This is a genomic window from Arthrobacter sp. Y3224055 (assembly GCF_059090825.1).
In genome coordinates this window covers 166,716-188,713 of the sequence record NZ_JBNHGB010000003.1, presented here as the reverse complement: position 1 = coordinate 188,713, position 21,998 = coordinate 166,716, and the positions used below count along the sequence as shown (strand labels likewise).

At 67.0% G+C, this 21,998-nt stretch carries 19 protein-coding genes and 1 other RNA gene; 11 read left to right on the top strand and 9 right to left on the bottom strand.

The annotated features are described in order from the left end of the window. Positions 1–36: 36 nt before the first annotated feature. The 7 genes from AC5RTY_RS09040 to AC5RTY_RS09010 all read left to right on the top strand — a co-directional run bounded on the left by AC5RTY_RS09040 (position 37) and on the right by AC5RTY_RS09010 (position 5,456). Positions 37–945: a metal ABC transporter substrate-binding protein gene (locus AC5RTY_RS09040; RefSeq protein WP_494139415.1), complete on the top strand. Its 909-nt coding sequence runs from the start codon at positions 37–39 to the stop codon at positions 943–945. Next, on the top strand, positions 942–1,721 hold the full coding sequence (locus AC5RTY_RS09035) for a metal ABC transporter ATP-binding protein (protein WP_494139414.1): 780 nt from the start codon (positions 942–944) through the stop codon (positions 1,719–1,721). Before AC5RTY_RS09040 ends, AC5RTY_RS09035 begins: the two co-directional genes overlap by 4 nt. Continuing rightward, entirely contained in the window at positions 1,708–2,607 is a 900-nt protein-coding gene (locus tag AC5RTY_RS09030; protein WP_494000167.1) for a metal ABC transporter permease, read from the top strand. The genes AC5RTY_RS09035 and AC5RTY_RS09030 overlap by 14 nt, the downstream gene beginning before the upstream one ends. Before the next feature lie 25 nt (positions 2,608–2,632). Further along, positions 2,633–3,358, top strand: coding sequence for a metal-dependent transcriptional regulator (locus tag AC5RTY_RS09025; RefSeq protein WP_494000168.1), 726 nt, complete (start codon positions 2,633–2,635; stop codon positions 3,356–3,358). Continuing rightward, positions 3,355–3,813 (top strand): fluoride efflux transporter FluC, encoded by a 459-nt coding sequence (locus AC5RTY_RS09020; protein ID WP_494139413.1) that lies wholly within the window; start codon positions 3,355–3,357, stop codon positions 3,811–3,813. Before AC5RTY_RS09025 ends, AC5RTY_RS09020 begins: the two co-directional genes overlap by 4 nt. Beyond that, complete coding sequence (locus AC5RTY_RS09015) at positions 3,810–4,232, top strand: fluoride efflux transporter FluC (protein ID WP_494000170.1); 423 nt, start codon at positions 3,810–3,812, stop codon at positions 4,230–4,232. Before AC5RTY_RS09020 ends, AC5RTY_RS09015 begins: the two co-directional genes overlap by 4 nt. Before the next feature lie 123 nt (positions 4,233–4,355). Further along, positions 4,356–5,456 carry a carboxylate-amine ligase gene (locus AC5RTY_RS09010; protein ID WP_494000171.1) on the top strand — a complete coding sequence of 367 codons (1,101 nt, stop codon included), beginning with the start codon at positions 4,356–4,358 and terminating at the stop codon, positions 5,454–5,456. Positions 5,457–5,475: 19 nt separating this feature from the next. Here AC5RTY_RS09010 and AC5RTY_RS09005 read toward each other — a convergent pair whose 3' ends face one another. Beyond that, the gene (locus AC5RTY_RS09005) at positions 5,476–6,234 is read right to left on the bottom strand and encodes an AfsR/SARP family transcriptional regulator (RefSeq protein ID WP_494012462.1); all 759 of its coding nucleotides are present in this window, start codon (positions 6,232–6,234) and stop codon (positions 5,476–5,478) included. Positions 6,235–6,588: 354 nt separating this feature from the next. Here AC5RTY_RS09005 and AC5RTY_RS09000 point away from each other — a divergent pair, with 354 nt between their 5' ends. Together AC5RTY_RS09000 and AC5RTY_RS08995 are read left to right on the top strand one after the other, a co-directional pair. After that, entirely contained in the window at positions 6,589–10,725 is a 4,137-nt protein-coding gene (locus AC5RTY_RS09000) for a Pls/PosA family non-ribosomal peptide synthetase (protein ID WP_494139412.1), read from the top strand. 89 nt (positions 10,726–10,814) lie between these two features. Further along, positions 10,815–11,186 carry a hypothetical protein gene (locus tag AC5RTY_RS08995; protein ID WP_494012464.1) on the top strand — a complete coding sequence of 124 codons (372 nt, stop codon included), beginning with the start codon at positions 10,815–10,817 and terminating at the stop codon, positions 11,184–11,186. A 160-nt stretch (positions 11,187–11,346) separates the two neighbouring features. Here AC5RTY_RS08995 and AC5RTY_RS08990 read toward each other — a convergent pair whose 3' ends face one another. Then, positions 11,347–11,985 carry a hypothetical protein gene (locus AC5RTY_RS08990; protein ID WP_494109987.1) on the bottom strand — a complete coding sequence of 213 codons (639 nt, stop codon included), beginning with the start codon at positions 11,983–11,985 and terminating at the stop codon, positions 11,347–11,349. Between the two features lie 291 nt (positions 11,986–12,276). On the opposite strand from AC5RTY_RS08990, the gene AC5RTY_RS08985 reads away from it, so the two are divergent. Continuing rightward, positions 12,277–14,748, top strand: a complete 2,472-nt coding sequence (locus tag AC5RTY_RS08985; protein WP_494139411.1) for a S8 family serine peptidase — start codon at positions 12,277–12,279, stop codon at positions 14,746–14,748. A 127-nt stretch (positions 14,749–14,875) separates the two neighbouring features. Here AC5RTY_RS08985 and AC5RTY_RS08980 read toward each other — a convergent pair whose 3' ends face one another. The 3 genes from AC5RTY_RS08980 to ssrA all read right to left on the bottom strand — a co-directional run bounded on the left by AC5RTY_RS08980 (position 14,876) and on the right by ssrA (position 16,891). Further along, positions 14,876–15,226, bottom strand: a complete 351-nt coding sequence (locus tag AC5RTY_RS08980) for a hypothetical protein (RefSeq protein WP_494000177.1) — start codon at positions 15,224–15,226, stop codon at positions 14,876–14,878. Between the two features lie 205 nt (positions 15,227–15,431). Further along, positions 15,432–16,241, bottom strand: a complete 810-nt coding sequence (locus tag AC5RTY_RS08975; protein WP_494000178.1) for a tetratricopeptide repeat protein — start codon at positions 16,239–16,241, stop codon at positions 15,432–15,434. 280 nt (positions 16,242–16,521) lie between these two features. Next, positions 16,522–16,891, bottom strand: a transfer-messenger RNA (tmRNA) gene (gene ssrA / locus AC5RTY_RS08970). Positions 16,892–17,028: 137 nt separating this feature from the next. Between ssrA and AC5RTY_RS08965 the strand changes: the two genes are divergently transcribed. Beyond that, the gene (locus AC5RTY_RS08965) at positions 17,029–18,165 is read left to right on the top strand and encodes a carboxylate-amine ligase (protein ID WP_494139410.1); all 1,137 of its coding nucleotides are present in this window, start codon (positions 17,029–17,031) and stop codon (positions 18,163–18,165) included. A 104-nt stretch (positions 18,166–18,269) separates the two neighbouring features. Here the strand turns inward: AC5RTY_RS08965 and smpB are convergent, their stop codons facing one another. From smpB to ftsE, 4 genes are all read right to left on the bottom strand, one after another. Then, complete coding sequence (gene smpB, locus AC5RTY_RS08960) at positions 18,270–18,743, bottom strand: SsrA-binding protein SmpB (protein ID WP_494000180.1); 474 nt, start codon at positions 18,741–18,743, stop codon at positions 18,270–18,272. A 137-nt stretch (positions 18,744–18,880) separates the two neighbouring features. After that, a complete protein-coding gene (locus AC5RTY_RS08955) occupies positions 18,881–20,260 on the bottom strand; it encodes a peptidoglycan DD-metalloendopeptidase family protein (RefSeq protein ID WP_494000181.1) in 1,380 nt (459 codons plus the stop codon). Between the two features lie 100 nt (positions 20,261–20,360). Further along, positions 20,361–21,275 carry a permease-like cell division protein FtsX gene (gene ftsX / locus AC5RTY_RS08950; protein WP_493979072.1) on the bottom strand — a complete coding sequence of 305 codons (915 nt, stop codon included), beginning with the start codon at positions 21,273–21,275 and terminating at the stop codon, positions 20,361–20,363. Next, positions 21,272–21,973 (bottom strand): cell division ATP-binding protein FtsE, encoded by a 702-nt coding sequence (ftsE, locus tag AC5RTY_RS08945; RefSeq protein ID WP_493979073.1) that lies wholly within the window; start codon positions 21,971–21,973, stop codon positions 21,272–21,274. Before ftsE ends, ftsX begins: the two co-directional genes overlap by 4 nt. Positions 21,974–21,998 lie beyond the last annotated feature (25 nt).

Genomic DNA, 21,998 nt, shown 5'->3' with positions numbered 1-21,998 from the left:
GTTGTTTTGAGGCTGGCCGTCCTGCAAAATTTAGGCATGCCGAAACTTTGGGCGAGGGGGTTCACGCTGGCCGTTGCCATCGTGCTGGCGGCGACCGGCTGTGCGGCGCCGCCGCAGTCCGCCGCCGCGTCGGAGCGGCCGCTGGTGCTGACCACGTTCACCGTGCTGGCCGACATGGCCGACACAATCGGCGGCGGCCACGTGGAGGTCGCGTCCATCACCAAGGTCGGCGCGGAGATCCACGGCTACCAGCCCACGCCGTCGGACCTGGTGCGGGCGCAGGACGCGGACCTCATCCTGGACAACGGGCTGGGCCTCGAACGCTGGTTCGCACGCTTCCTGAATGCAGTCCCGGCCCCGCACGTGGTCCTCAGCGACGGCGTGGAGCCGGTGGGCATCACCGCCGGGAATTATGCCGGGAAGCCGAACCCGCACGCGTGGATGTCCCCGAAGGCGGCGAAGGTCTATGTGGACAACATCGTGGACGCCTTCAGCCGCCTGCTGCCCGCACACGCCGCCGACTTTCGCCGCAACGGCGCGGAATACCAACGGGAGCTGGACGTGCTGATGGCCGGCCTGGAGTCGGCCTTCGCCGATCCGTCGGCCGTTCCGGCTTTGGTCAGCTGTGAAGGCGCCTTCTCCTACCTGGCCCGCGACGCCGGGTTGCGTGAGGCCTATCTCTGGCCGGTGAACTCCGATGCCGAGGGCACACCCCGGCAAATCAGGGACGTGATCGGCCAGGTCTCCGAGCACCGGATCCCGGCGGTGTTCTGCGAATCGACCGTCAACCCGGAATCGATGCAGCAGGTCGCCGCCGCCACCGGCGCCCGCCTCATCACGCCGCTGTACGTGGACTCCCTCTCGGGACCGGACGGCCCGGTGCCCACCCACCTGGAGCTGATCCGGCACGACATCTCCCTGATCAAGGAAGGACTGGCCCCGTGAGCACCCCCGACCTCCCGCCCGGCGCCGCCGCCATCTCCGTGCTCGGCCTCACCGTGGCCTACAACGACGTCGTCGCCCTGGACCGCGTCTCCGCCACGGTGGCACCGGGAACCATCTGCGGCCTGATCGGGGTCAACGGCTCCGGGAAGTCCACCCTGTTCAAGTCGCTGATGGGACTCGTCCACCCGGCGTCGGGCACGGTGGAACTGTTTGGGCTGTCGCCCCGGCAGTCGCGGAAGCTGAACCTGGCCAGTTACGTGCCGCAGTCCGAAGACGTCGACTGGACTTTTCCGGTCTCCGTGCGCGACGTCGTGATGATGGGCCGCTACGGCCGGCTCGGACCCATGCGCCGCCCCCGCCGCCGGGACCGCGAGGCGGTCGACGCAGCCCTGGAACGCACCGGCCTAAGCCACCTGCAGCACCGGCAGATCGGCGAACTCTCCGGCGGCCAGCGCAAGCGCGCCTTCGTGGCCCGCGGCATAGCCCAGCACGCCGGCCTGCTGCTGCTCGATGAGCCCTTCGCCGGGGTGGACAAGGCCTCCGAGGCGGTCCTGATCGCCCTGCTGAAGGAACTGCGCGACGAGGGCAGGACGATCCTGATCTCCACCCACGACCTGGCCGGCATCCCGCAGCTGTGCGACGAGGCCATCCTGCTGCACCAGAAAATACTCGCGCACGGCCCGCCCGCAGACGTGCTCACCAACGAAAACCTGGCCCTGGCCTTCGGCTCCGCGCTGGCCGGTCCTGGGGAAGGAACACGCAGTGGAGCTGTTTAACTGGTTGCTGGAACCCCTGCAGTACGGGTTCCTTACCCGCGCCCTGGTGGTAACGCTGGCCGCCTCCGTCGTGTCGGCAGTGCTGTCCTGCTGGCTGATCCTGATGGGTTGGTCGCTGATGGGCGACGCGGTCTCCCACGCGGTGCTCCCCGGCGTCGCCCTGGCATACATCGTCGGGGTGCCGTTCTCGCTGGGCGCCTTCATCTTCGGCGCCGCGGCGGTGGCGCTGATCGGCGGCGTGCGATCCTCCACCCGCCTGAAGGGCGACACCGTGATCGGCGTGGTGTTCACGGCGTTCTTCGCGGCCGGGCTGGCCATCATCTCCAAGACGCCCAGCCAGACCGACCTGCAGCACATCCTCTTCGGCAACGTGCTGGGCGTCAGCGACGGCGAACTGCTGCAGGTGCTCATCCTCGGCGCCGTGGCGCTGTGCGTGCTGCTGTTCAAGCGCCGCGACCTGACGCTGTTCGCCTTCGACCGCATCCACGCCCACGCCATCGGGCTCAGCACCCGCTGGCTGTCGGTGCTGCTGCTCGGGCTGCTGGCGATCACCGTCGTCGTCGGGCTGCAGGCGGTCGGCATCGTGCTGGTGGTGGCCATGCTCATCACGCCGGGGGCGACCGCGTTCCTGCTGACCCGCAGGTTCGATGCCATGCTGGCGATCGCTGCCTCCGTCACCGCCGCCGCCTCGGTCGCCGGCATCTACGCCAGCTACTACCTGGACGTCGCCACCGGCGCGGCGGTGGTCCTGGCCCAGGCCCTGGTCTTCCTCGTGGTCTACCTGGGCGCGCCGCGGACCGGGGTAATCTGGCAGTTGGCCCGGCGCCGCACGGGGCGGGGCTCCCCTGCGCAGCCCGGCTCCGCCGCCGCCAACCTGCCGTCCTGACACGTTCGACGAGAGAGTGAGACGCATGCCCCCGGCCAGGAAAACCGCGCTGAGCAGCGGCTCATCCAGCGTGCAGGACTACGTCAAGGTCATCTACGCCTTCACCGAGTGGCAGGACAAGCCCATCACCTCCTCGCAGCTGGCCGGCCGGCTCGGAGTGGCCAATTCCTCGGTCTCAGAGATGGTGCGCAAGCTGGTGGAACTGCAGCTGGTGGACCACCGGCCGTACAGCGCCATCGAACTGACCGACGCCGGCCGCCGGCTGGCCCTGACCATGGTCCGCCGGCACCGGGTCCTGGAGACCTTCCTGGTGCAGGAACTCGGCTATGCCTGGGACGAAGTCCACGACGAAGCCGAGCTGCTCGAACACACCGTCTCCGACATGTTCATCGACCGGATGGCGGCCAAGCTGGGCCACCCGCAGCGCGATCCGCACGGCGACCCCATCCCGGCGGCGGACGGCACCGTCCACGTCCCCAGCGCGGTGCAACTGGAAGAACTCGACGGCGGACACACGGGCCGGATCACCCGGATCAGCGACGCCGATGCCGACCTCCTGCGCTTCTTCAGCGCCGAGCGGATCGGGCTCGACGACCGGGTGGAAGTGGTCGGCCGGCGCCCCTTCGGCGGTGCGCTGGTGGTCCGGTTCGGCCCGGACGGGGCGGGCCGGGAGCTGGACCTGGGCGACCAGGCGGCCGCCGCCCTGTGGGTGCACGGCGATCCGCACCCCGGCTGCCGGCTCGCTTCGTGAGCACGACGCCGCGCGGGCGGCTTCGCATCGCGGCGGCGCCGTCCGCGCTGCCGGGCCCGGGTGCCTGGGCCGCCGTCGCCGTCGGCGGCTTCGCGGGCGCCGAGGCGCGGTACCTGTTGGGCGTCGCCTTCCCCGAAGACGGCTCCATTCCGTGGACCACGCTGGCCATCAACGTGGCCGGCAGCCTGCTGCTGGGCGTCCTCACGGCGCTGTGGACCGAACGTCCCGGCACCGCGTTCTGGCTCCGCGCCGCGCTGGGCCCGGGGCTGCTCGCCTCGTTCACGACGTTCTCCGCCGTTGCGCTGGCCGTCGACCAGTTGGCGGCGCAGGGCCGCCACGCCGACTGGCTGCTGTATCTGGGCCTGTCCCTGGCCGCGGGCCTGGCCGCCGCCGTCGCCGGGCTGCACGCCGGCCGCACGCTGGGCCGCCGGATCACCCGGGCGGCCGCCTCGTGACGGCGCTGCTCGTCGGGCTGTTCGGCGCCGCCGGAGCCCTGCTGCGCTTCGCCGCCGACACCTGGCTTGCCCGCCGGCAGGCAGCCCGCCGGCGGCCGGAGCAGCACTGGCCCTGGGCCACCCTGCTGGTCAATGTCACCGGGTCGTTCATCCTCGGGCTCGTCGCCGGCGGCGTGGTGGGCCAGGAGCCGGGCCTGGCGGAAACGTGGCGCCTGGCCGAGCCCTGGCGACTGGCGCTGGCCAGCGGCCTGGCCGGCGGGCTGACCACCTTCAGTTCCTTCACCGTCGCCACGGTTAAGCTGTGGGCAGAGCGACGGGCGGGCGCCGCCGTCGTCAATCTCGCGGCGAACCTGCTGCTGGGCACCGCCGCCGCGGCGCTCGGGCTCGCGGCAACTGGCCTGACCGTGCCACTGTCCTGAGCAATCCGTGCCCCTGGCCAGACGGCTGGCCGGCAGGGTTCGGGCGGTCCCGGCCGTGAGCATGACCGCCCGCAGATCGGTTAGGCTCGGCTTGTCTGAGCGTCGGCAGAAGAAAGGTGCCCCATGGCAACTCTGGGAATTGAGGAAGAATACCTGCTGCTGGATCCGGCCACCGGCTTACCCGCCCCGGTGGCGGACAGGGTCGCCGAAAACCTGGAAGGCTCGGTACAAGTAGCCAGGGATGAGATCCAGCGGGAGTTGCTCACTTGCCAGATTGAAACTGCCACCGCGGTCTGCTCCACGCTCACCGAGGCCGAGGAATCGCTGCTCAACTTCCGCCGCGAGCTCGATACCGCCGCCCGCAAGACCGGCGTGCGCGCGGCGGCCACGGGCACGGCCCCGCGGATCCAGGACGACTACCCCGAGGTCACGGACAAGGAGCGCTACCACCAGCTCAAGGCCAGCGCGAAGGGCATCGTGGCCGACCAGTTCGTCAACGGCCAGCACGTGCATGTGTCCGTCCCCGACAAGGAGGCCGGGGTGCAGGCCTTGAACCGGATCAGGCCGTGGCTGCCGGCGGTGGTGGCGCTGGGCGCCAACTCACCGTACTGGCTGGACCGGGACAGCGGGTTCGGCAGCTGGCGGATCGTCCACTACCGCCGCTGGCCCATCCAGGGCTGCGCGCCGGTTTTCCGCGACGCGGCCGACTACGAGCGCCGGATCCAGCGCCTGGTCGACTCCGGCGTGGTCATCGACCGGGGTGTCATTACGTGGCTGGCACGGCTGTCCGACCGCTACCCCACCCTTGAAGTCCGTGCCGCCGACGTGCAGCTCGAGGCCCAGGACTCCGTGCTGATCGCGGCGGTTGTCCGGGGACTGATCTCCACGGTGCTGACCGATGAGGCTTCCTCCCGGTCCTTCCTGCAGCCCGAGCCGGAGCTTCTGGACGCCGCCGTCTGGCAGGCCGGACGGCAGGGCCTGTCCGACCGGCTGGTGGATCCTGAGTCCGGCGTGCTGCTGCCGGCACGGGATGTGGTGGGCATGCTGCTGCGCTACATCCGGCCCGCACTCGAGGAAGAGGGCGACTCGGCGTGGGTGGATGCCAGCATCGAGCGGCTCTTCGCCACGGGCACCGGCGCCGACCGGCAGCGCAGGGCCATGGAATCCGGCGGGCTGCCGGCGCTGATGGATCTTTATGCCTCGTCCCTGACCGCGGAGCCATAGCCCGCGGCGCACTGGTCCTTTAGGCGGGCGGCCGGCTGCCCGGCCCCGATCTGCCGTCCGCCGCAGCCGGCGGCGCGAGCAGGGGTGCCATGAGGTTCATGATCTTGGCCGAAGGCTCCACCCCATAATCCTTCCGCAGCCGGGAACTGAAGGCCTCGAACGCCCGCAGCGCCTGCGCATAATTGCCCTCGGCGATCTGCGCCTGGAGCAACAGCCGCTGCGCGCTTTCGCGCAGCGGCTCAATGGCGACGGCGATTCCCGCTGCGTCCGTAGCCCGGTCGATCTCACCGCGCTCCAGATACTGGCCGGCGAGGCGTTCCAGGGCCTTCAGCCTCAGCTGCCTCCACCGCTCCTGCTCGGCCATGACCCAATCCTCATACCACCCGGGCAGCAGTTCGGCCGTGCGCAGCAGGTCGAGCAGGGCCGGCCGCTGGCTGACCCCGCGGTCCCCGTCGAGGGCGGCCAGCCGCCGGCGGACTTCGTGAACGTCCACTGTGACGTCCGGAGCGAGTGCCAGCGGATCCCTGCTCTCCTCCAGCAGTCCCGGCAGCTGGTGGGAAATCATCCAGATCGCCTCCCGCAGGCTACCCGCCGCCTGCCTCTCCGAACTGTCCGGCCACAGCAGGCCGGCCAGGAACGCGCGTGGCTCGCTGCCGTGAAGGGCCAGGGCGGCAATCAGGCGCTGCTGCCGGATGGTGACCCTGACGGGAAGTGTTCCCTGGCGAATCTGCCATCCCCCCAGGAGTTGGACCTCCCACGGACGTTCTGTTGCATTCATTTCCGTGCCCTCCCCCAAGGGCATCAAGTAGCCCCCAAGCAACTGCCCCGCTTCTCCCCGATTACAGCTTCCCACCGTGTTCAACGTTGTCAATGCGGCCCTCGTCGGCGGCAGTCAGGCCGGTAACGCCGCCGTAACACCGGACGTCGTCCAATGTCGTCTAGGGGCCCGTCGTCGCACATGGCTAGACCGTCGCACATGGCTCGACGCACTGCCCGGCACGTCGTCGACTCCCGAGGCTAGGAGGACTGCCATGGCGGCACATGTGCACTTCCCCACGCCCGCCCAGGAGACGCACGCCGCCTGCGGCTTCCTGGTACAGGCGGTCCGGCAACGGGGACAGCGGGGAGCGGCATGAGCGCTCCGGCAGGGCGCAGCGCCCGGCGCCGCCTGACCGAGACAGGCCACCGGCCGAAATCTTCCAGCCGCGCCGAGGCTGCCAGCACCATCCTCACCGGCGCCCCCGGCAACGGAAGGGTACGTTGGCACGATGGGGACAGGCTGGAACGGCTCTTCGAGGACCGTTGCGACGAACTGCGGCTCGACGGCGAGGGGGAACGGCTCGCCGTCGACGGCGTTGGGTCGTCGCTGACCTACGATCAGCTCGACGCCCGGGCGAACCAGCTGGCGCGGTACCTGATCTCGCGCGGCACACGGGCGGGCGACCGGATCGCGCTGCTCTTTGACCAGCCAACCCGGTCCTACACGGCCATTCTGGCGGTCTTGAAGGCCGGTGCCGCATATGTCCCGCTGGACGCCGGATACCCCTCCGACCGTCTGGCCTACATTGTCGAGGATGCCGGCGTGAGGCTTGTCCTGTCGCTGTCCCACCTTCGGGACCGGATGCCCCAAACGGGTGCGACCATCCTCTGCCTCGACGAGGAGGACCCGCTGGTGGCCGCGCAGGATTCCTCGCGCCTGCCCCGGGGAGAACAGGCGGGGCCGCCGGGCGACCTGGCTTACATCATCTACACCTCCGGCTCGACGGGCCGCCCCAAGGGTGTGGCCATCGACCATCCCAGCATCTGCAACTTCGTGCTCGTGGCAGCCGAAGTCTACGGCTATCAGCCGACGGACCGCGTCTACCAAGGGATGACGATCGCCTTCGACTTTTCGGTGGAGGAGATCTGGGTCCCGTGGATGGCCGGTGCAACCCTGGTGCCCAAGCCCGGCGGCGTCAGCCTGCTTGGCATGGAACTGGGCCAGTTCCTGCGGGACCAGCGGGTGAGCGCCATGTGCTGCGTTCCAACGCTGCTGGCCACCCTCGACGAGGACCTGCCCGACCTGCGGTTCCTACTGGTCTCCGGCGAGGCCTGCCCGCGTGACCTCATTACGCGATGGCACCGGCCGGGCCGCAGGTTCCTGAACGTCTACGGCCCAACGGAAGCAACCGTCACTGCGACCTGGGACGCGGTCCATCCGGACAAACCGGTGACCCTGGGCACTCCCCTGCCCACGTACTCGGTGGTGGTCCTCGATCCGGATGAACCGCGAGCGCTGCCACCGGGGGAACTGGGCGAAATCGGAATCGCCGGGATCGGGCTGGCCCGCGGATACATCAACCGTGACGATCTGACCGAGCGGGCCTTTATCCACGACTTCCTTGGCATCGATAACAATCCCTCGGGCCGGATCTACCGCTCGGGCGACCTGGGGCGGTTCACCGAGAGTGGAACCATCGAGTACCACGGCCGGATCGATACGCAGGTCAAAGTCCGTGGTTACCGCATCGAACTTACTGAAATCGAGTCCGTCCTGCTGCAGGTGCCCGGCATCGCCCAGGCGGTAGTGAGCACCTACGAGCCATCCCCCGGACTCGTGGAGCTGGTCGCCTACTACACACTGCGCCAGGACACCGCGGCGGTCGACGAGGCCGACATCGCCGAAAAACTGAGCGAGACCCTGCCCGGCTACATGGTCCCGGCCTACCTCGAACGCTGCACCGAAATCCCCGTCATGCCCAGCGGCAAGGCCGACCGGAAGAAGCTGCCGCAGCCCGGCAAACCCCGGCTCACCGGCGGCACTCACGAGTACAGCGCACCGGCAACGGAGGCGGAGGAGATACTGGCCGGTTGCCTCGCGGGGGTCCTGGGCGTGGAGAAAGTCTCCGCCACGGCACACTTTTTCAACGATCTCGGCGCCAATTCGCTGCTCATGGCCGGTTTTTCGGCCGCCGTCCGGCGCCGGGCTGCGCTGCCGCCGGTGGCCATGCAGGACATCTACCAGCATCCCACTGTCCGCCGGCTCGCCGTCGTCCTCTCGGCTGCCCAGGCCGCGGCCGAGCCGTCGGGAACCCCTGCGGGCCAGACGGAGCCGGCCCTGCGGCCTGCGCCCAGCGCGCTCCGGCACATCTTGTGCGGCGTCGCGCAGTTGATGTTCTTCCTGGGCTACACCACCTACGCTGCCTCTTTGCTCGTCATGTCGTTCGTATGGGTTTCCGATGGAACCGGCTTGATCGACATGTGGCTGCGATCCGTCGGATTCGGCGCCGCGATGTTCCTGATACTGTCCGTCACCCCTATTGTCCTGAAATGGGTTCTGGTCGGCCGCTGGAAGCGTCAGGACATCCCCCTGTGGAGCTGGGCCTACATCCGGTTCTGGGTCGTCAAGACGCTCAATCGGAGCAATCCCCTCGTTCTGTTCGTCGGCTCGCCCCTTTACGTTCTCTACCTCCGGGCGCTTGGGGCAAAAATCGGCAAGGGCGTTGCCATTTTCTCGCGCATGATGCCGGTGTGCACCGACCTGGTCAGCATCGGCGACGGCACGGTCATTCACAAAAATTCATTCTTCCTCGCCTACCGCGCCCGCAGCGGCGTCATCGAAACGGGCACGGTGACGCTGGGCCGCGATGTCCTGGTGTCGCAAAAGACGACGCTGGACATCGACACGGCCATGGGCGACGGCGCTCAGCTGGGCCATGCGTCTTCGCTGCAAACGGGCCAGGCGGTACCGGACGGTCAGCGCTGGCACGGCTCCCCCGCGGTCCCTACGGCAACGAACTACCTCAGGGTTCCGCCGGTACGCTGCAGCACCCGCCGCAGGGTCATTTTCACCCTGCTGCAGCTTTTCAACCGGCTGGTCCTGGTCGCGCCGGTCGGACTCATCGCCCTGTCAGCGATGCTGCCGCCCTATCTCGACAGCGAACACCTGAAAATGGACAATCCGTTCTTCTACCTCGACACCCTGCTCATCACCCTGACCCTGTTCCTGGCCTCCTTCTTCGGCGGCCTCATCGCGGTCCTGACCATCCCCCGGCTCCTGAACCTCGCTCTCAAGCCGGACAAGGTCTACCCGCTGTACGGCGTGCATTTCACGCTCCAGCGGATGGTTGCCGGGCTGACGAACGTCAAGCTGTACAAGGATGTTTTCGGCGACAGCTCGTACATCGTGCATTACCTGAAGGCACTGGGCTACAACCTCGGCAAGAAGGTGGAGCAGACAGGGTCGAACTTCGGCCCCGAGGTGTCACACGATTCGCCCTACCTGAATACCATCGGATACGGGACCATGGTCTCCGACGGCCTGAACATGATGAACGCCGATTACTCGAGCACCTCGTTCCGGCTGTCCCGTGTCAGGATCGCGGGCCGCAACTTTCTGGGAAACGACCTCACCTTCCCGCTCGAGGCACGGGTTGGCGAGAACGTCTTGCTGGCAACCAAGGTCATGATCCCGATCGACGGCCCGGTCCGGAAAAATACCGGCTTGCTGGGATCCCCTCCGTTCGAGATTCCGCGCTCCGTTCAGCGGGACGGCCGGTTCGATGAGCTGAAGATCGAAGAGGCGAAGAACAGGCGGCTGCCGGCCAAGAACCGCCACAATGTCGCGTCCATGGGAATCTTCCTCGGTGTGCGCTGGTTCCTGTTTTTCTCCGGGACGCTCATCGCCGCAGCCTCCGTAACAATCTACGATGAATTCGGCGCGTTGGCTGTTGCCGTAGGAACGTTGGGCTTCGTCATTTACCTTGTCCTGCTGACCGTCCTCGTCGAGCGCCTGGTGATGGGCTTCCGCAGGTTGAAGCCGCAGTACTGCTCGATCTACGACCCGTACTTCTGGCACCACGAACGTCTGTGGAAGATGCTCGCCACTCCACCCTTCAACGGCACGCCCTTCAAATCACTCGTCTGGAGGATGCTCGGCGTTAAGGTGGGCAAGCGTCTCTACGACGCCGGCTGCAACATCCCCGAGAAAACACTTGTCTCAATCGGCGACGACTGCGCCCTGAACGAAGGCACGGCCCTTCAAGGCCACTCGATGGAAGACGGTACATTCAAGTCGGACTACATCGCGGTGGGGAACCGGTGTTCCTTTGGCGTCGAGTCCTTCGTCAATTACGGCGCCGTGGTGGGCGACGGCGTCTCACTCGAGGCCGACTCGTTGCTCATGAAGGGAGAAGACGTGCCGGAGAACGCCATCTATGCCGGCAACCCGGCCCGCGACACGACGGACACCGCCAGACCCAGGCGGTTGACCGGCGCGGCGCAAGGTTGATGAAGTAAACGGGCGCGGAGCAGTGCGCCCGGCGCGGGCGCACTGCACGAAGTTGCTGCAGCTGGACTCCCGGTCCATGGTGGTAGGTGATGATTACCAGACGCGAAGCAGCCCAGTTCCTCGATATCCCACCGGAGATGGCGAAACGCCACGGAATCCCCTCCCGCATCTCCGAGGAGGAACTCGCCGCGATGGACGCGGACCCACCGGCCTGGCTGGCCCAGTCGCGTGCCAATCGCACGGGCAAGAGGCCTGTCTGGACACCGCTGCGGTGCTTCATTTGCGGCTTTACCGAGTCTGCCCGGCCCAAGAAATGGTGGCCCGAATTCACCTATGTTTACTGCCGGCACCATGATCCCGCGGAGCTGCCCGAGCTGCCCGCGGGATGGGTCCGCAGCGAGTATGACGGCATCGGCACCAGGTTCACCGGAATCGTCGACGTGGCGCTTCCCGGAGACTGACCCCTGGCGACGGGCGCTGCTGGGCTAGAGGTTTAGAAGAAAGCTGAATCGCAAGCCGAATCGCCGCCGGTCCCTGCGCCGGACTCGGCCGGATCCCGCCTGCACGCAGAGGGGCGGCCTCCCCGCAGGGAGACCGCCCCCGATGGCGGAGCCGGCTGAATTACTCGACCTCGCCGACGCCCTTCTCGGCGGCCTTGGCCGTCTTCCACACGGCCTTTCCTTCGGCCTTGGCTGTCTTCCAGTCGGCCTTTCCTTCAGCCTTGACGGCCTTCCAGTCTGCGCTTCCCTCCGCCTTCGCGGACTTCCACGCGGCATCAGCCTCGGCCTTCGCCGATTTCCACGCGGCGTCCGTTTCGGCCTTCACGGCCTGCCAGGCGTGGGTCGGCTCCTCAACCGGAGCCGGGGCCGGCTCTTCCACGACCGGCTCCTCAATGGGGGCCGGTGCAGGCTCTTCCTCCACCGGAGCCGGTTCCTCGACCGGAACCTCCTCTACCGGCTCTTCCCCGGGGACGGGCTCGACGGGCTCTTCACCCTCGTCCGGGGTTGGGGCTTCGTCCTCGACCGGTGCCGGGGCAGCCGGCTCCCCAGCGGGGGTTTCCTCCGCGGGACCGTCCTCGACGACCGGTTCAGCTTCCTCGACCGGGGCCGGCACGATGGTTACGTCCTCGGCCGTGATGGCCACGAACGAATCCTGTGTTTCGTGAGCAGAAGCGGCTCCTGCGCCTCCGGCAGTCACCACGCCTGCGACGAAGACTCCAGCGGCCAGCTGCCGTGCCTTGGTTTTAGCAAACGATGACATGTGTTGCTCCAATCGTTGGGGATGTTGCAACTTAATCGTTACATCCGGCGGCGAGGGGCTTGCAAGCGGAAGCGGTGAATAGCCACCGATTGGCCTTGAGACCAGCGTGAGGTCTTTACAGGCCGGCGGGAGTCCGTCACACTCCGCCGCGGCCCGGTGGTTACCGGTTCGAGCTTTGTCAGGGGCTGTACCACCGGGGGATAATCGTTACACTGAACCGCGTGGGCGCAACGTCGCATCCCGTCCGTCCTGCACCAACTTCCCGGGACCCCGCCCGTAAGGATGACACCCATGCCTTCGCCCCTGCCCCGCCGCTTCCTCGCCGGACTGGCCTCGTTCACCGCCGCCGCTGTCCTCGGCGGAACGCTCGCCGCCCTTCCGGCTTCGGCCACCGCTGAGTCCGACCCACCTCGCGCCACATCCAAGTACCTGCCTCCCCGCGACATGCCGACCGACCGGTTCATCGTTAAGTTCAGGGACAAGGCCGGGGGCAGCTCCGCCGGTAGGGGGAAAGCCTACGGGCGCACCGCCAAGAAGCTGGGCGTCAGCGTGAAGGAACTGCGCGGCACCGCCACCGGGGCCCGGGTGATCAGCACCGGCAAGCCCCTCACAGACTCTGAGGCCAGGGAACTGGTCGCCGGGCTCGAGGCGGATCCGGCCGTCGAATTCGCAGAACCTGATCAGCGGATGCAACCGTCGACGACGCCGAACGACGCGCACTTCGGCCTGCAGTGGGACCTTTTCGAGGAGACGGCCGGGATGCGCGTGCCGGGAGCCTGGGACGTCAGCCGCGGCGACGGCGTCACGGTCGCCGTCGTCGACACGGGCATCACCGATCACAGCGACCTCAACGCCAACGTGCTGCCCGGCTACGACATGATCGCCGACCCGGCCGATGCCCGCGATGGCGACGGCCGGGACCCGGACCCCCGGGATGAAGGCGACTGGAACGACGCCAGTGATTGCGGGTACAACGACTCCTCCTGGCACGGCACGCACGTAGCCGGCACCATCGCCGCCGTCGCCGGCAACGGTCAGGGCGTGGCCGGCGTCGCCCCCGGCGCGAAGATCCTTCCCGTCCGCGCCCTCGGAGCGTGCGGCGGGTACCTGTCCGATATAGCCGACGCCGTGATCTGGTCGGCAGGAGGCAAAGTCCCAGACGTGCCGCTCAATCCAAACCGGGCCCGTGTCATCAACCTGTCGCTCGGCGCCTCCAGCGTGTGCTCCGCCACGTTCCAGTCCGCGGTGAACCATGCCGTAAACGCCGGCTCCGCCGTCGTGGTGGCGGCCGGCAATGAGAACCAGAATGCCTCCCTGTCCACCCCGGCGAACTGCAAGAACGTCATCACGGTGGCGGCCAGCGGGCGCGAAGGCAACCGCGCCCCGTATTCAAACTTCGGAGCCATGATCGACGTAACCGCCCCCGGCGGCGACGGGAGCACCGGAGCGGGCAACGGCATCGTCTCCACATACAACCAGGGCAGGACCACCCCGGGCGCCGAGGGCTACTCCTACCTCCAGGGCACGTCGATGGCCGCACCGCACGTCGCCGGCCTGGCCGCCTTGATCCTTGCTGCACGTCCGAATTGGACGCCGGCCCGGCTGGAAAACCACCTCAAACTCAAGTCCCGTCCCCTTCCGGGCACCTGCCCCGAAGGCTGCGGAACCGGGTTGGCCGACGCCACCTCGTCCCTGGACTTCAGCCTCGTCCCGGTTATCACTGGGGAACCCCTGGTCGGTCGCCGGCTGGGCGCGGACACCCGCGGCTGGCCCGAGGGAACGGTGGAGAGCTACCAGTGGAACCGCAACGACCAGCCCATCAGCGGCGCCACCTTCGATACGTACACCCCCGTACCGGCCGATTTGGGGTCCGCGCTGAGTGTGACCGTGACGAGCAGCAGGTCACAGGAGGGCTATGCCGTCCGCAGCAACACCTCCGAGCCGACGCCCAAGATCGCTCCGGGCTTGCTGGCCAGTTCCACGCCGACGATCAGCGGAACCCACAAGGTCGGCTACACGTTGACCGCCGGCGCCGGGGCCTGGACCTCGGGCACCACGCTGAAGTATCGGTGGTACCGCGGAACCACGGCGATCTCTGGGGCGACGGGCCGCACCTATGTGCTCACCGACTCCGACGCCGGCAAGCAGATCTCCGTCCGGGTGACCGGATCCAAGAGCGGCTACACCAGCCTGACCCGTCACTCGGCCAAGACGTCCGTGATTGCCAAGGGCACCCTGCGCACCTCCGCACCGGTCATCAAGGGCACGCTGCGGCCCGGCTACACGCTGACCGCGTACCCAGGTACCTGGACCTCGGGCACCACGCTGAAGTACCAGTGGTACCGCGGCACCACGGCGATCTCACGGGCGACGGGCCGCACCTACGTGCTCACCGGCTCCGACGCCGGCAAGCAGATCTCCGTCCGGGTGACCGGATCCAAGAGCGGCTACACCAGCCTGAACCGGTACTCGGCCAAGACGTCTGCGATTGCCAAGGGCACCCTGCGCACGTCCGCACCGGTCATCAAGGGCACGCTGCGGACGGGCTACACGCTGACCGCGTATCCGGGCACCTGGACGGCGGGCACCACCCTGAAGTACCAGTGGTACCGCTCCGGCACGGCCATCCGCGGCGCCACCGGCAAGACCTACCGGTTGACCGCCACGGACCGCTTCGACACGATCAGGGTGCGGGTCACCGGGTCCAAGACCGGGTACAACACGGCGAACAGATACTCGCTCTCCACCGCACGCCTTCGATAGCGCCTGCCGGCCCAGACCAGGAAGAATGTCCGGCCACCTGGGTGCGGCGGGCGGGGCGGAAGATCCCCCGCCGGACCGGCTCATACCATGTTGAGCTCACGTAGGCTGCACTCAGGCTGGCTTCGCCTCAGCTTGCTTTTGGCGGGGCCTGAGCGGCGACGATCTCGGCGATCGCGTACTCGCAAACACCCGCCGCTACCCCCACCTCCTCTTCGGACAAGCCTGAGGAGAGGGCAGCGATGATCTGCTCGTCGCTGGCCGCCTTAGCCTGGTCCAAAGCCCATTCGGCTGCTTCCACTTCGCCGGATCTGCACAGGACGGCGGCCAGCATGCTCCTCTGCGCGGGCGACTTGCCGGTGGGCAGGCCGGGTACCTCAAGGCCTTCAAGATGCGGGTGCGTGCCTTGCCCCAAGTACACGGCCGAATCAAGGCTCGCGATGGAAAGGGCATGGGGGTGGGTTTTGATGTGCGACTCCATGAGAGCCACCTTTCAGAGAATGAAACCAGGCTCCCGGTGGCTCGAAAGAGGGCTTCACAATGGGCAAAACCAGTTGGCCGCCTGTTTCGACCGTACGCGTGGCTGCCCTCGATGACAACAGGCGGGCTGTCGGCGAACCCCTCGCTAGCAAGGCCTCTTGAACATCGTCTTGTCAGTTTGGTGTCTTCCTCGGAGGTTGCGCCCCTTATCTCCTCCGCGAAGCTCTTTTCGGCCTGACTTGGCGGTAGGCTCGGCGAATGTTGCGTAGGGTTTGGGCTGATAGTTGGTCGCCTCGGCCCGCGGCCTGCTTGAGAAGCGCCCTACCCTCCTTAGCCTGCCCCGATTCCCAGAGCGCCAAGCCCAGGTTATGCAGTGCGTTCGGTTCGCCTTCAGAGACGCTGCGCCGCAGAAGTTCGATTTCTTTGTCGCTTCTGCCTGCCTTGGAATAGAGATCCGCTAGAGGGATTAGGACATCAACCTCACCGGTGTCGAGGTGTCTTTCGAGGAGCTGAATCGATGTGTCGAGGTCCAACTGATCCGTCGTGGTGACCAGTTCTACGGCCGCCTCTGCGCTGAGCTCGCTGCCTTTTCGCAGGATTTCAACTGCGGAGCCTTCATCCCCTACGGCTCGGTATGCTCTGGCCAGCCGGAGTGGGACTGATGGGTTCTCACCGGCGTCGCTTAGCCATCTGATCGCCTCGGCCGGTTTCCCAAGGTTCAGGTAGGCCTGCCCCAGGGCTAACGCCGCCTGCGGGTCCCCTGCCCTATGTGCCGTCTCGTATTGCTCCAAGGCTTGCATGGTCCGATGCTGCCCTTCGAGAAAGGTCCCGTAGTTGAGGTGTGCTTCCTTAACCCCGTGCTCAATCGCTAGTCGATACAGGGCTTCGACCGCTTCAGCCGCGGGTATCTGCTGCAGGTCATTTGCGGCGTTGAAGAGACCGTCGGCGTCGCCTGAAAGGATCAGTTCGGCCGATGCGCGAAAGTCGACCGGCTCGCTCTGCTCATTCAAAATCACTCGTCTTGTTCCTGCCGCTCGAAGGCCTCGAATTCATCACGATCCTAAAGCCGTCCGGGCGACCAGGCGTGACCAAAGCTGCGTGCCGCGCCGTCATAGTTTCCAGTGATCGTTTCCAAATGAGTCGGGACACCGTTTACCTGCTCCGGGTGCCAGCATGAGCCTTGTCGAAGATCCGGACCGGAACTACCAACCCAGACAAAAGAAAACACCCCGGTCCGAAGACCGGGGTGTAAGCGATGACCCGACTCATCCGTAAAGGATGTCCCAACTCATCACATAGTGGAGATGGGGGGAATTGAACCCCCGTCCGATGTTGTGTTGCCAGGACTTCTCCGGGCGCAGTTTGCTTCGGGTTTTCTTGGCCCCAACCATCCCGCAAACAGGTGGTTGACCCGGGCCCAGCCGTCTAAATGTCCCGAATACCCCAACGGCGAAGGTATTCAGCAGTGGCTCTCTTAATGACGCCAGCATCCGGGGCGAGAGCATCCCCGGGCTGACGGACTTGCACCGCTACTTAGGCAGCGAGTGCGAAGTCAGTGCGCTTAGATTCGGCACTTATTGGTTTGCAGAGAGCGTTTCCGAGATAACTCTGCATCCTCGGCCCGCTTCCCCTGGCGCGACTAACATCGTCGAAACCTGTCATCCCCGTATGTAGTTATCAAAATAACCATTGCTGCCGGGCAGTTACCTGTCCCGGACCATCCAGTGTAACCCATGTTTGCGCCGGGCTATTCCCGCCGCCCCGGCATAGCCAGCGTGCGGTCGCGGGACTTACGCTCAAACCATGGTTGTGGGCCGGCCCCCAGGCACGCCGCCGCCGGCGTCCACCCCGGCAACGTTCGGCATCGAAGAAGAATTCCTGTTGATGGACCCGCGCACTGGCTTGCCGGTGACGACCGGCCCGGCGGTGCGGGCCGCCCTGCGCCTGGGAACCACCCCGGAATGGGTGAGCTACGAGTTGCTCGACTGCCAGGTGGAAACCTCGACCCCGGTGTGCCGCCAGCTGTCCGAAGCTGCGGACGCCCTGCTGGACTTCCGTCACGAGCTGGCCCTCAGCGCCGCGGCAACGGGCGCGGCCGCGGCCGGCATCGGCGTGATTTTCGACGCCGACCTGCGCCCGGCAGCCGTGACCGACAACCCCAGGTACCGCAGCATCGCCGAGCGTGCGCCGGCCCTGATCGCCGACCAGTACGTGACGGGCATGCACATCCACGTCGAAGTGGCAGATCCGGAGGTGCGGCTGCAGGTCCTTAACCGGCTGCGTCCCTGGCTCCCGCTGCTCACGGCGGTAGCAGCCAACTCACCGTACTGGCGGCACGCGGACAGTGGCTTCGCCAGCTGGCGCACCATCATGTACCGCCGCTGGCAGGTCCAGGGCTGCCCGCCGTTCTTCGCGGACCTGCACGACTACGGCGTCCGCGTGCGGCAGTTGTACGCCTCCGGGGTGGTCCCGGATCCCGGGCACCTCTCCTGGCTGGCAAGGCTGGCCGACCACTACCCCACTATCGAGGTCCGGGCCGCCGACAGCCAGCTAACCGCGGCCGACAGCGTGCTGCTGGCCGGGCTGGTCCGCGCGCTGGTCGCCACCGAGCAGGCCGCCGTCCTCGCGGTGCGCCCGGTCACCAACTTCCATCCGGAACACCTGGACGTGGCGCTCTGGCAGGCGGCCCGGTTCGGGTTGTCGGAGAAACTGGTGCATCTGGACTCGGCCACCCTCTGGCCCGCGCACGATGTCCTCGAACTCTTGCTGCGACATATCGATGAGGCGTTGGAGCAGCACGGGGACGGCGGCTGGGTCCGCGAGCAGGCCGCACGGCTGCGGCTGGAGGGCAACGGTGCGCAGCGCCAGCGGAAGGCGCTGGCCCGCGGCGGCCTACCCGGGTGGCTGGACTTGGTGCGTCGGTCCCTGACGGCGGGCTGATGCCACATAGGGCTCTCCGGCCAGCGGCATGGCGGGGCGGCAGCGGAAGGAACAGGGGCGGCTCCCGCCCGCGGCATGGCGGGCGGCAGCGGTGAAGCAGCTGCTCAGGCCCCGCGGTTCTTTTCCCGCATTGCGCGCAGGGCCTCGCGGTTGTCCTGCTTCTCGCGCAGCGTCTGGCGCTTGTCGTAGTCCTTTTTGCCGCGGCCCACGCCGATCTCCACCTTGGCCAGGCCGTCGTTGAAGTACAGCTGCAGCGGAACGATCGTGTAGCCCGACTCCCTGGTCTGGCGGGAAATCTTTTCCAGCTCGGCTCGGTGCAGCAAGAGCTTCCGCCGGCGCCGGGCGGCATGGTTGGTCCAACTGCCGTTGAGGTATTCCGGGATGTAGACGGATTCCAGGTACAGCTCATCGTTATAGAAGATGGCGAAGCCGTCCACGAGCGAAGCACGGCCCTCGCGCAGAGACTTCACCTCGGTCCCCATCAAGACCATGCCGGCCTCGTAGGTATCCATGATGTGGTAGTCGTGCCGGGCCTTTCGATTGGTGGCCACTACCTTTCGGCCACTTTCTCTGGGCACGGGGTACTCCTTCGTCGTCGGAACGTTCCATTATAGCGGCGCCACGGCAGGAGCGCCGCCGCGGTGTTGCCGCCGCATAAGCCGCCGCGGCGTCACGGCCGGATCAGCCGCAGCGCGCCGGGTGCCGCCGGCGAAACCTAGAGCAGGTTCATCGGATTGACGAAGCTGCCGTTGACGATGGTTTCGAAGTGCAGGTGGCAGCCGGTGGAGTTGCCGGTGCTGCCCACGTAGCCGATCAGTTGGCCCCGGCCGACGCTCTGGCCGGCGTACACCACGTAGCGGGTCATGTGGTAGAAGTTGGTGTCCAGCGCGTTGCCGCCCACCACGCCGTGGCTCATCGTCACGCTGTTGCCGCCGCCCCAGACCGTGCTGTCCGCGCGCGCCACGGTGCCCGCCGCCGGCGCGTAGATCGGCGTGCCGCAGGCGGAACCGTAGTCGATCCCGCTGTGCATGTAGCCGCCGGTGCCGTAGAAGTCCATCGTGCCCGCCGGAGTGGGCCGCCAGCCGTAGCCGGACGTGATGGGCCCGTTCACCGGGTTGATCAAGCCAAAGGACGACGGCGCCTGGCTGGCCGGCGGGGGCGGCGGCACCCTCGGGACCAGCTGCGGCACCGGCTGGCCGCTGTTGCGCGCCGCCTGCTGAGCCGCCTTGATCCGGGCCTGTTCCCGCTCCCAGGCCTCCTGGGCCTTGCGCCGCTCCTCGGCCTCGCGCCGGGCCTTCTCCGCCGCCTCGCGGCGCAGCCGTTCCTGCCGCTCCTTGATCTGCGAGAGCACCTGGTTCTGGGCCTGCTCGGTCTTGGCCAGCTCCTGCTCGATCTGCGGCTTCTTGGCCTGCAGGCTGTCCGACAGCGCCGAGGTCTCGGCGATCAGCTGGTCGACCTTCTGCTTTTCGGCGGCCGCCTCGTCGCGGGCGACCTGTTCGGCCGCCAGCGCCTCCTCGGCCTGCGCCTTCAGGTCCCGGATTTCCTCCTCCACGGCCTCCAGCCGCGCCCGGGAGTTAACATTCGTCGCGTTCTGCTGGGCCAGCTTGTCCAGTGCCGCGTTTTGGCTGCGCAGCGCCTGGTCCGCCAGGTCGATGGTGCTGGCCAGGTTGGCGTCGCCGTCGGAACCGAAGAACAGCGAGAGGTTGGACGGCACCCCGCCCTGCTTGTAGGCCTGGGTGGCAATCTGGCCGATGACCTTTTTGGTTTCCTCCAGCTCCTCGGCATCGCTGGCCAGTTGCTGGTTGATCTTGTCCTTGGTCTGCAGCGCCAGGTCCACGCGCTGCGCCAGTGCGGCCACCTTGTTGGCGGCGGCGTCCACCCGGCCCTCGGCCTCGGAGAGCTTTTGCTGCGCCGCCGGCAGCCGGCTCTGGTGCTGCTTCAGCTCCTTGACCGCCTCGACGATGTCGGCGTTGAGGAACTCCAGCGACGATTCGATCTGCTGGATTTCCTGGTCGAGGGCGGCCTTGCGGTCGTCGAGGTCGTCTGCCTGGGCGGGGCCGGCGGAGCCCAGCGAGAACGCGAGCAGGGCGGCCATGGCGGCACTCAAAATCCCTTGCGGAAGGCATTTCTTCCGCGGCTTAGTACGGCTCACAGCCTGGCTCCCCAATGTCAAGTTCTGTGCACGTTTCATGAGTCTAGACCTTAAGGTAGCGGCGCAGGGTCAAAAGGGACGATATTCCGGCCAGGACGGCGCCCAGCAGCACCAGCGCGGGACCGATCACCAGCATGGTGCTGGAGGAAATGAAGGCCGTGTCGGGGTATTGGCTGGCCAGCCAGCCGCCGATGAAGAAGTGCGCCACGGCCCACAGCGTGACCGAGGCCAGCAGCGCCCCGAGCACGGCGGCGATCACCCCTTCCAGCACGAACGGCAGCTGGATCACGGCCTTGGAGGCACCGACCAGGCGCATGATGCCGGTTTCCCGGCGCCGGCTGAAGGCGGAAAGCCTGATGGTGGTGGCGATCAGCAGGATGGCGCAGACAATCATGACGACGGCGATGCCCACCGCCACGAGCGAGGCGATGTTCATGACGCTGAAGACCTTTTCCAGGATCTCGCGCTGGTCCACGACTACTTCGACGCCGGGCAGCGAGGAGAAGATCTCGTTGATGACCTCGTACTTCTGCGGATCCACCAGCGAGACGCGGAAGGACTCCGGCAGCTGGTCGGCCGTCACCGAGTCCACGATCGGCGAGTTCGCGAACTGGTCGCGGAAGTGGCCCAGGGCATCGTCCTGCGACTCGTACAGGTAGGTGTCCACGTACTGTTCCACGGCCGGACTGGTCAGCGTGGCCTCGATTTCCGCACGCTGTTCGTCGGTCACGGGGCCGGCAGCGCAGCTGGCCGTCGTCGAGGTGTCGACGCACAGGAAGATGGCCACCTGGACCTTGTCGTACCAGTAGCCCTTCATCTGGTTGATCTGCATCTGCAGCATGCCGGCCGCGCCCACGAAGCTGAGCGAAATGAAAGTCACCAGCACCACGGAGACCACCATGGACAGGTTGCGGCGCAGGCCGGAACCGATTTCGCCGAGGATAAAAGCCAGCCTCATTTGGCCTCCTCCGGTTCGCCCAGGTAGATGCCTTCGGACTGGTCGCGCACCAGCACGCCGTCGCGCAGCTCGATTACGCGCTTGCGCATTTCGTTCACGATCACGTTGTCGTGCGTGGCCATCACCACGGTGGTGCCGTTCTGGTTGATCCGGTCCAGCACCTTCATGATCCCCAGCGAGGTGGTCGGATCCAGGTTGCCGGTGGGTTCGTCGGCCAGCAGGATCCCGGGCTTGTTCACGACGGCGCGTGCGATGGCGACGCGCTGCTGCTCGCCACCGGAGAGCTCGTGCGGCATGCGGTGGTCTTTGCCCTCCAGGCCCACGGTCTTGAGCACCTCGGGCACCGTCTCGCGGATCACCGCCCGGCTGCGCCCGATCACCTGCATGGCGAACGCCACGTTGGCGAAGACTGTCTTGTTGGGCAGCAGCCGGAAATCCTGGAACACCACGCCGATGCCGCGGCGCAGTTTGGGCACGCGCCAGCTGGGAATGTTGGCCACGTTCTGGCCGGCGACGTAGACCGAGCCGCGGGTGGCGCGGTCTTCTTTCAAAACCAGGCGGATAAACGTGGATTTCCCGGAGCCGGACGAACCGACCAAGAACGCGAAGTCGCCGCGGTCGATCTCCAGACTGATCTTGTCCAGGGCCGGACGAGAGTTCTGGTCGTAGATCTTCGTGACGTTATCGAATCGAATCATGACTACTTTGTGCCTCAGGCCGAGG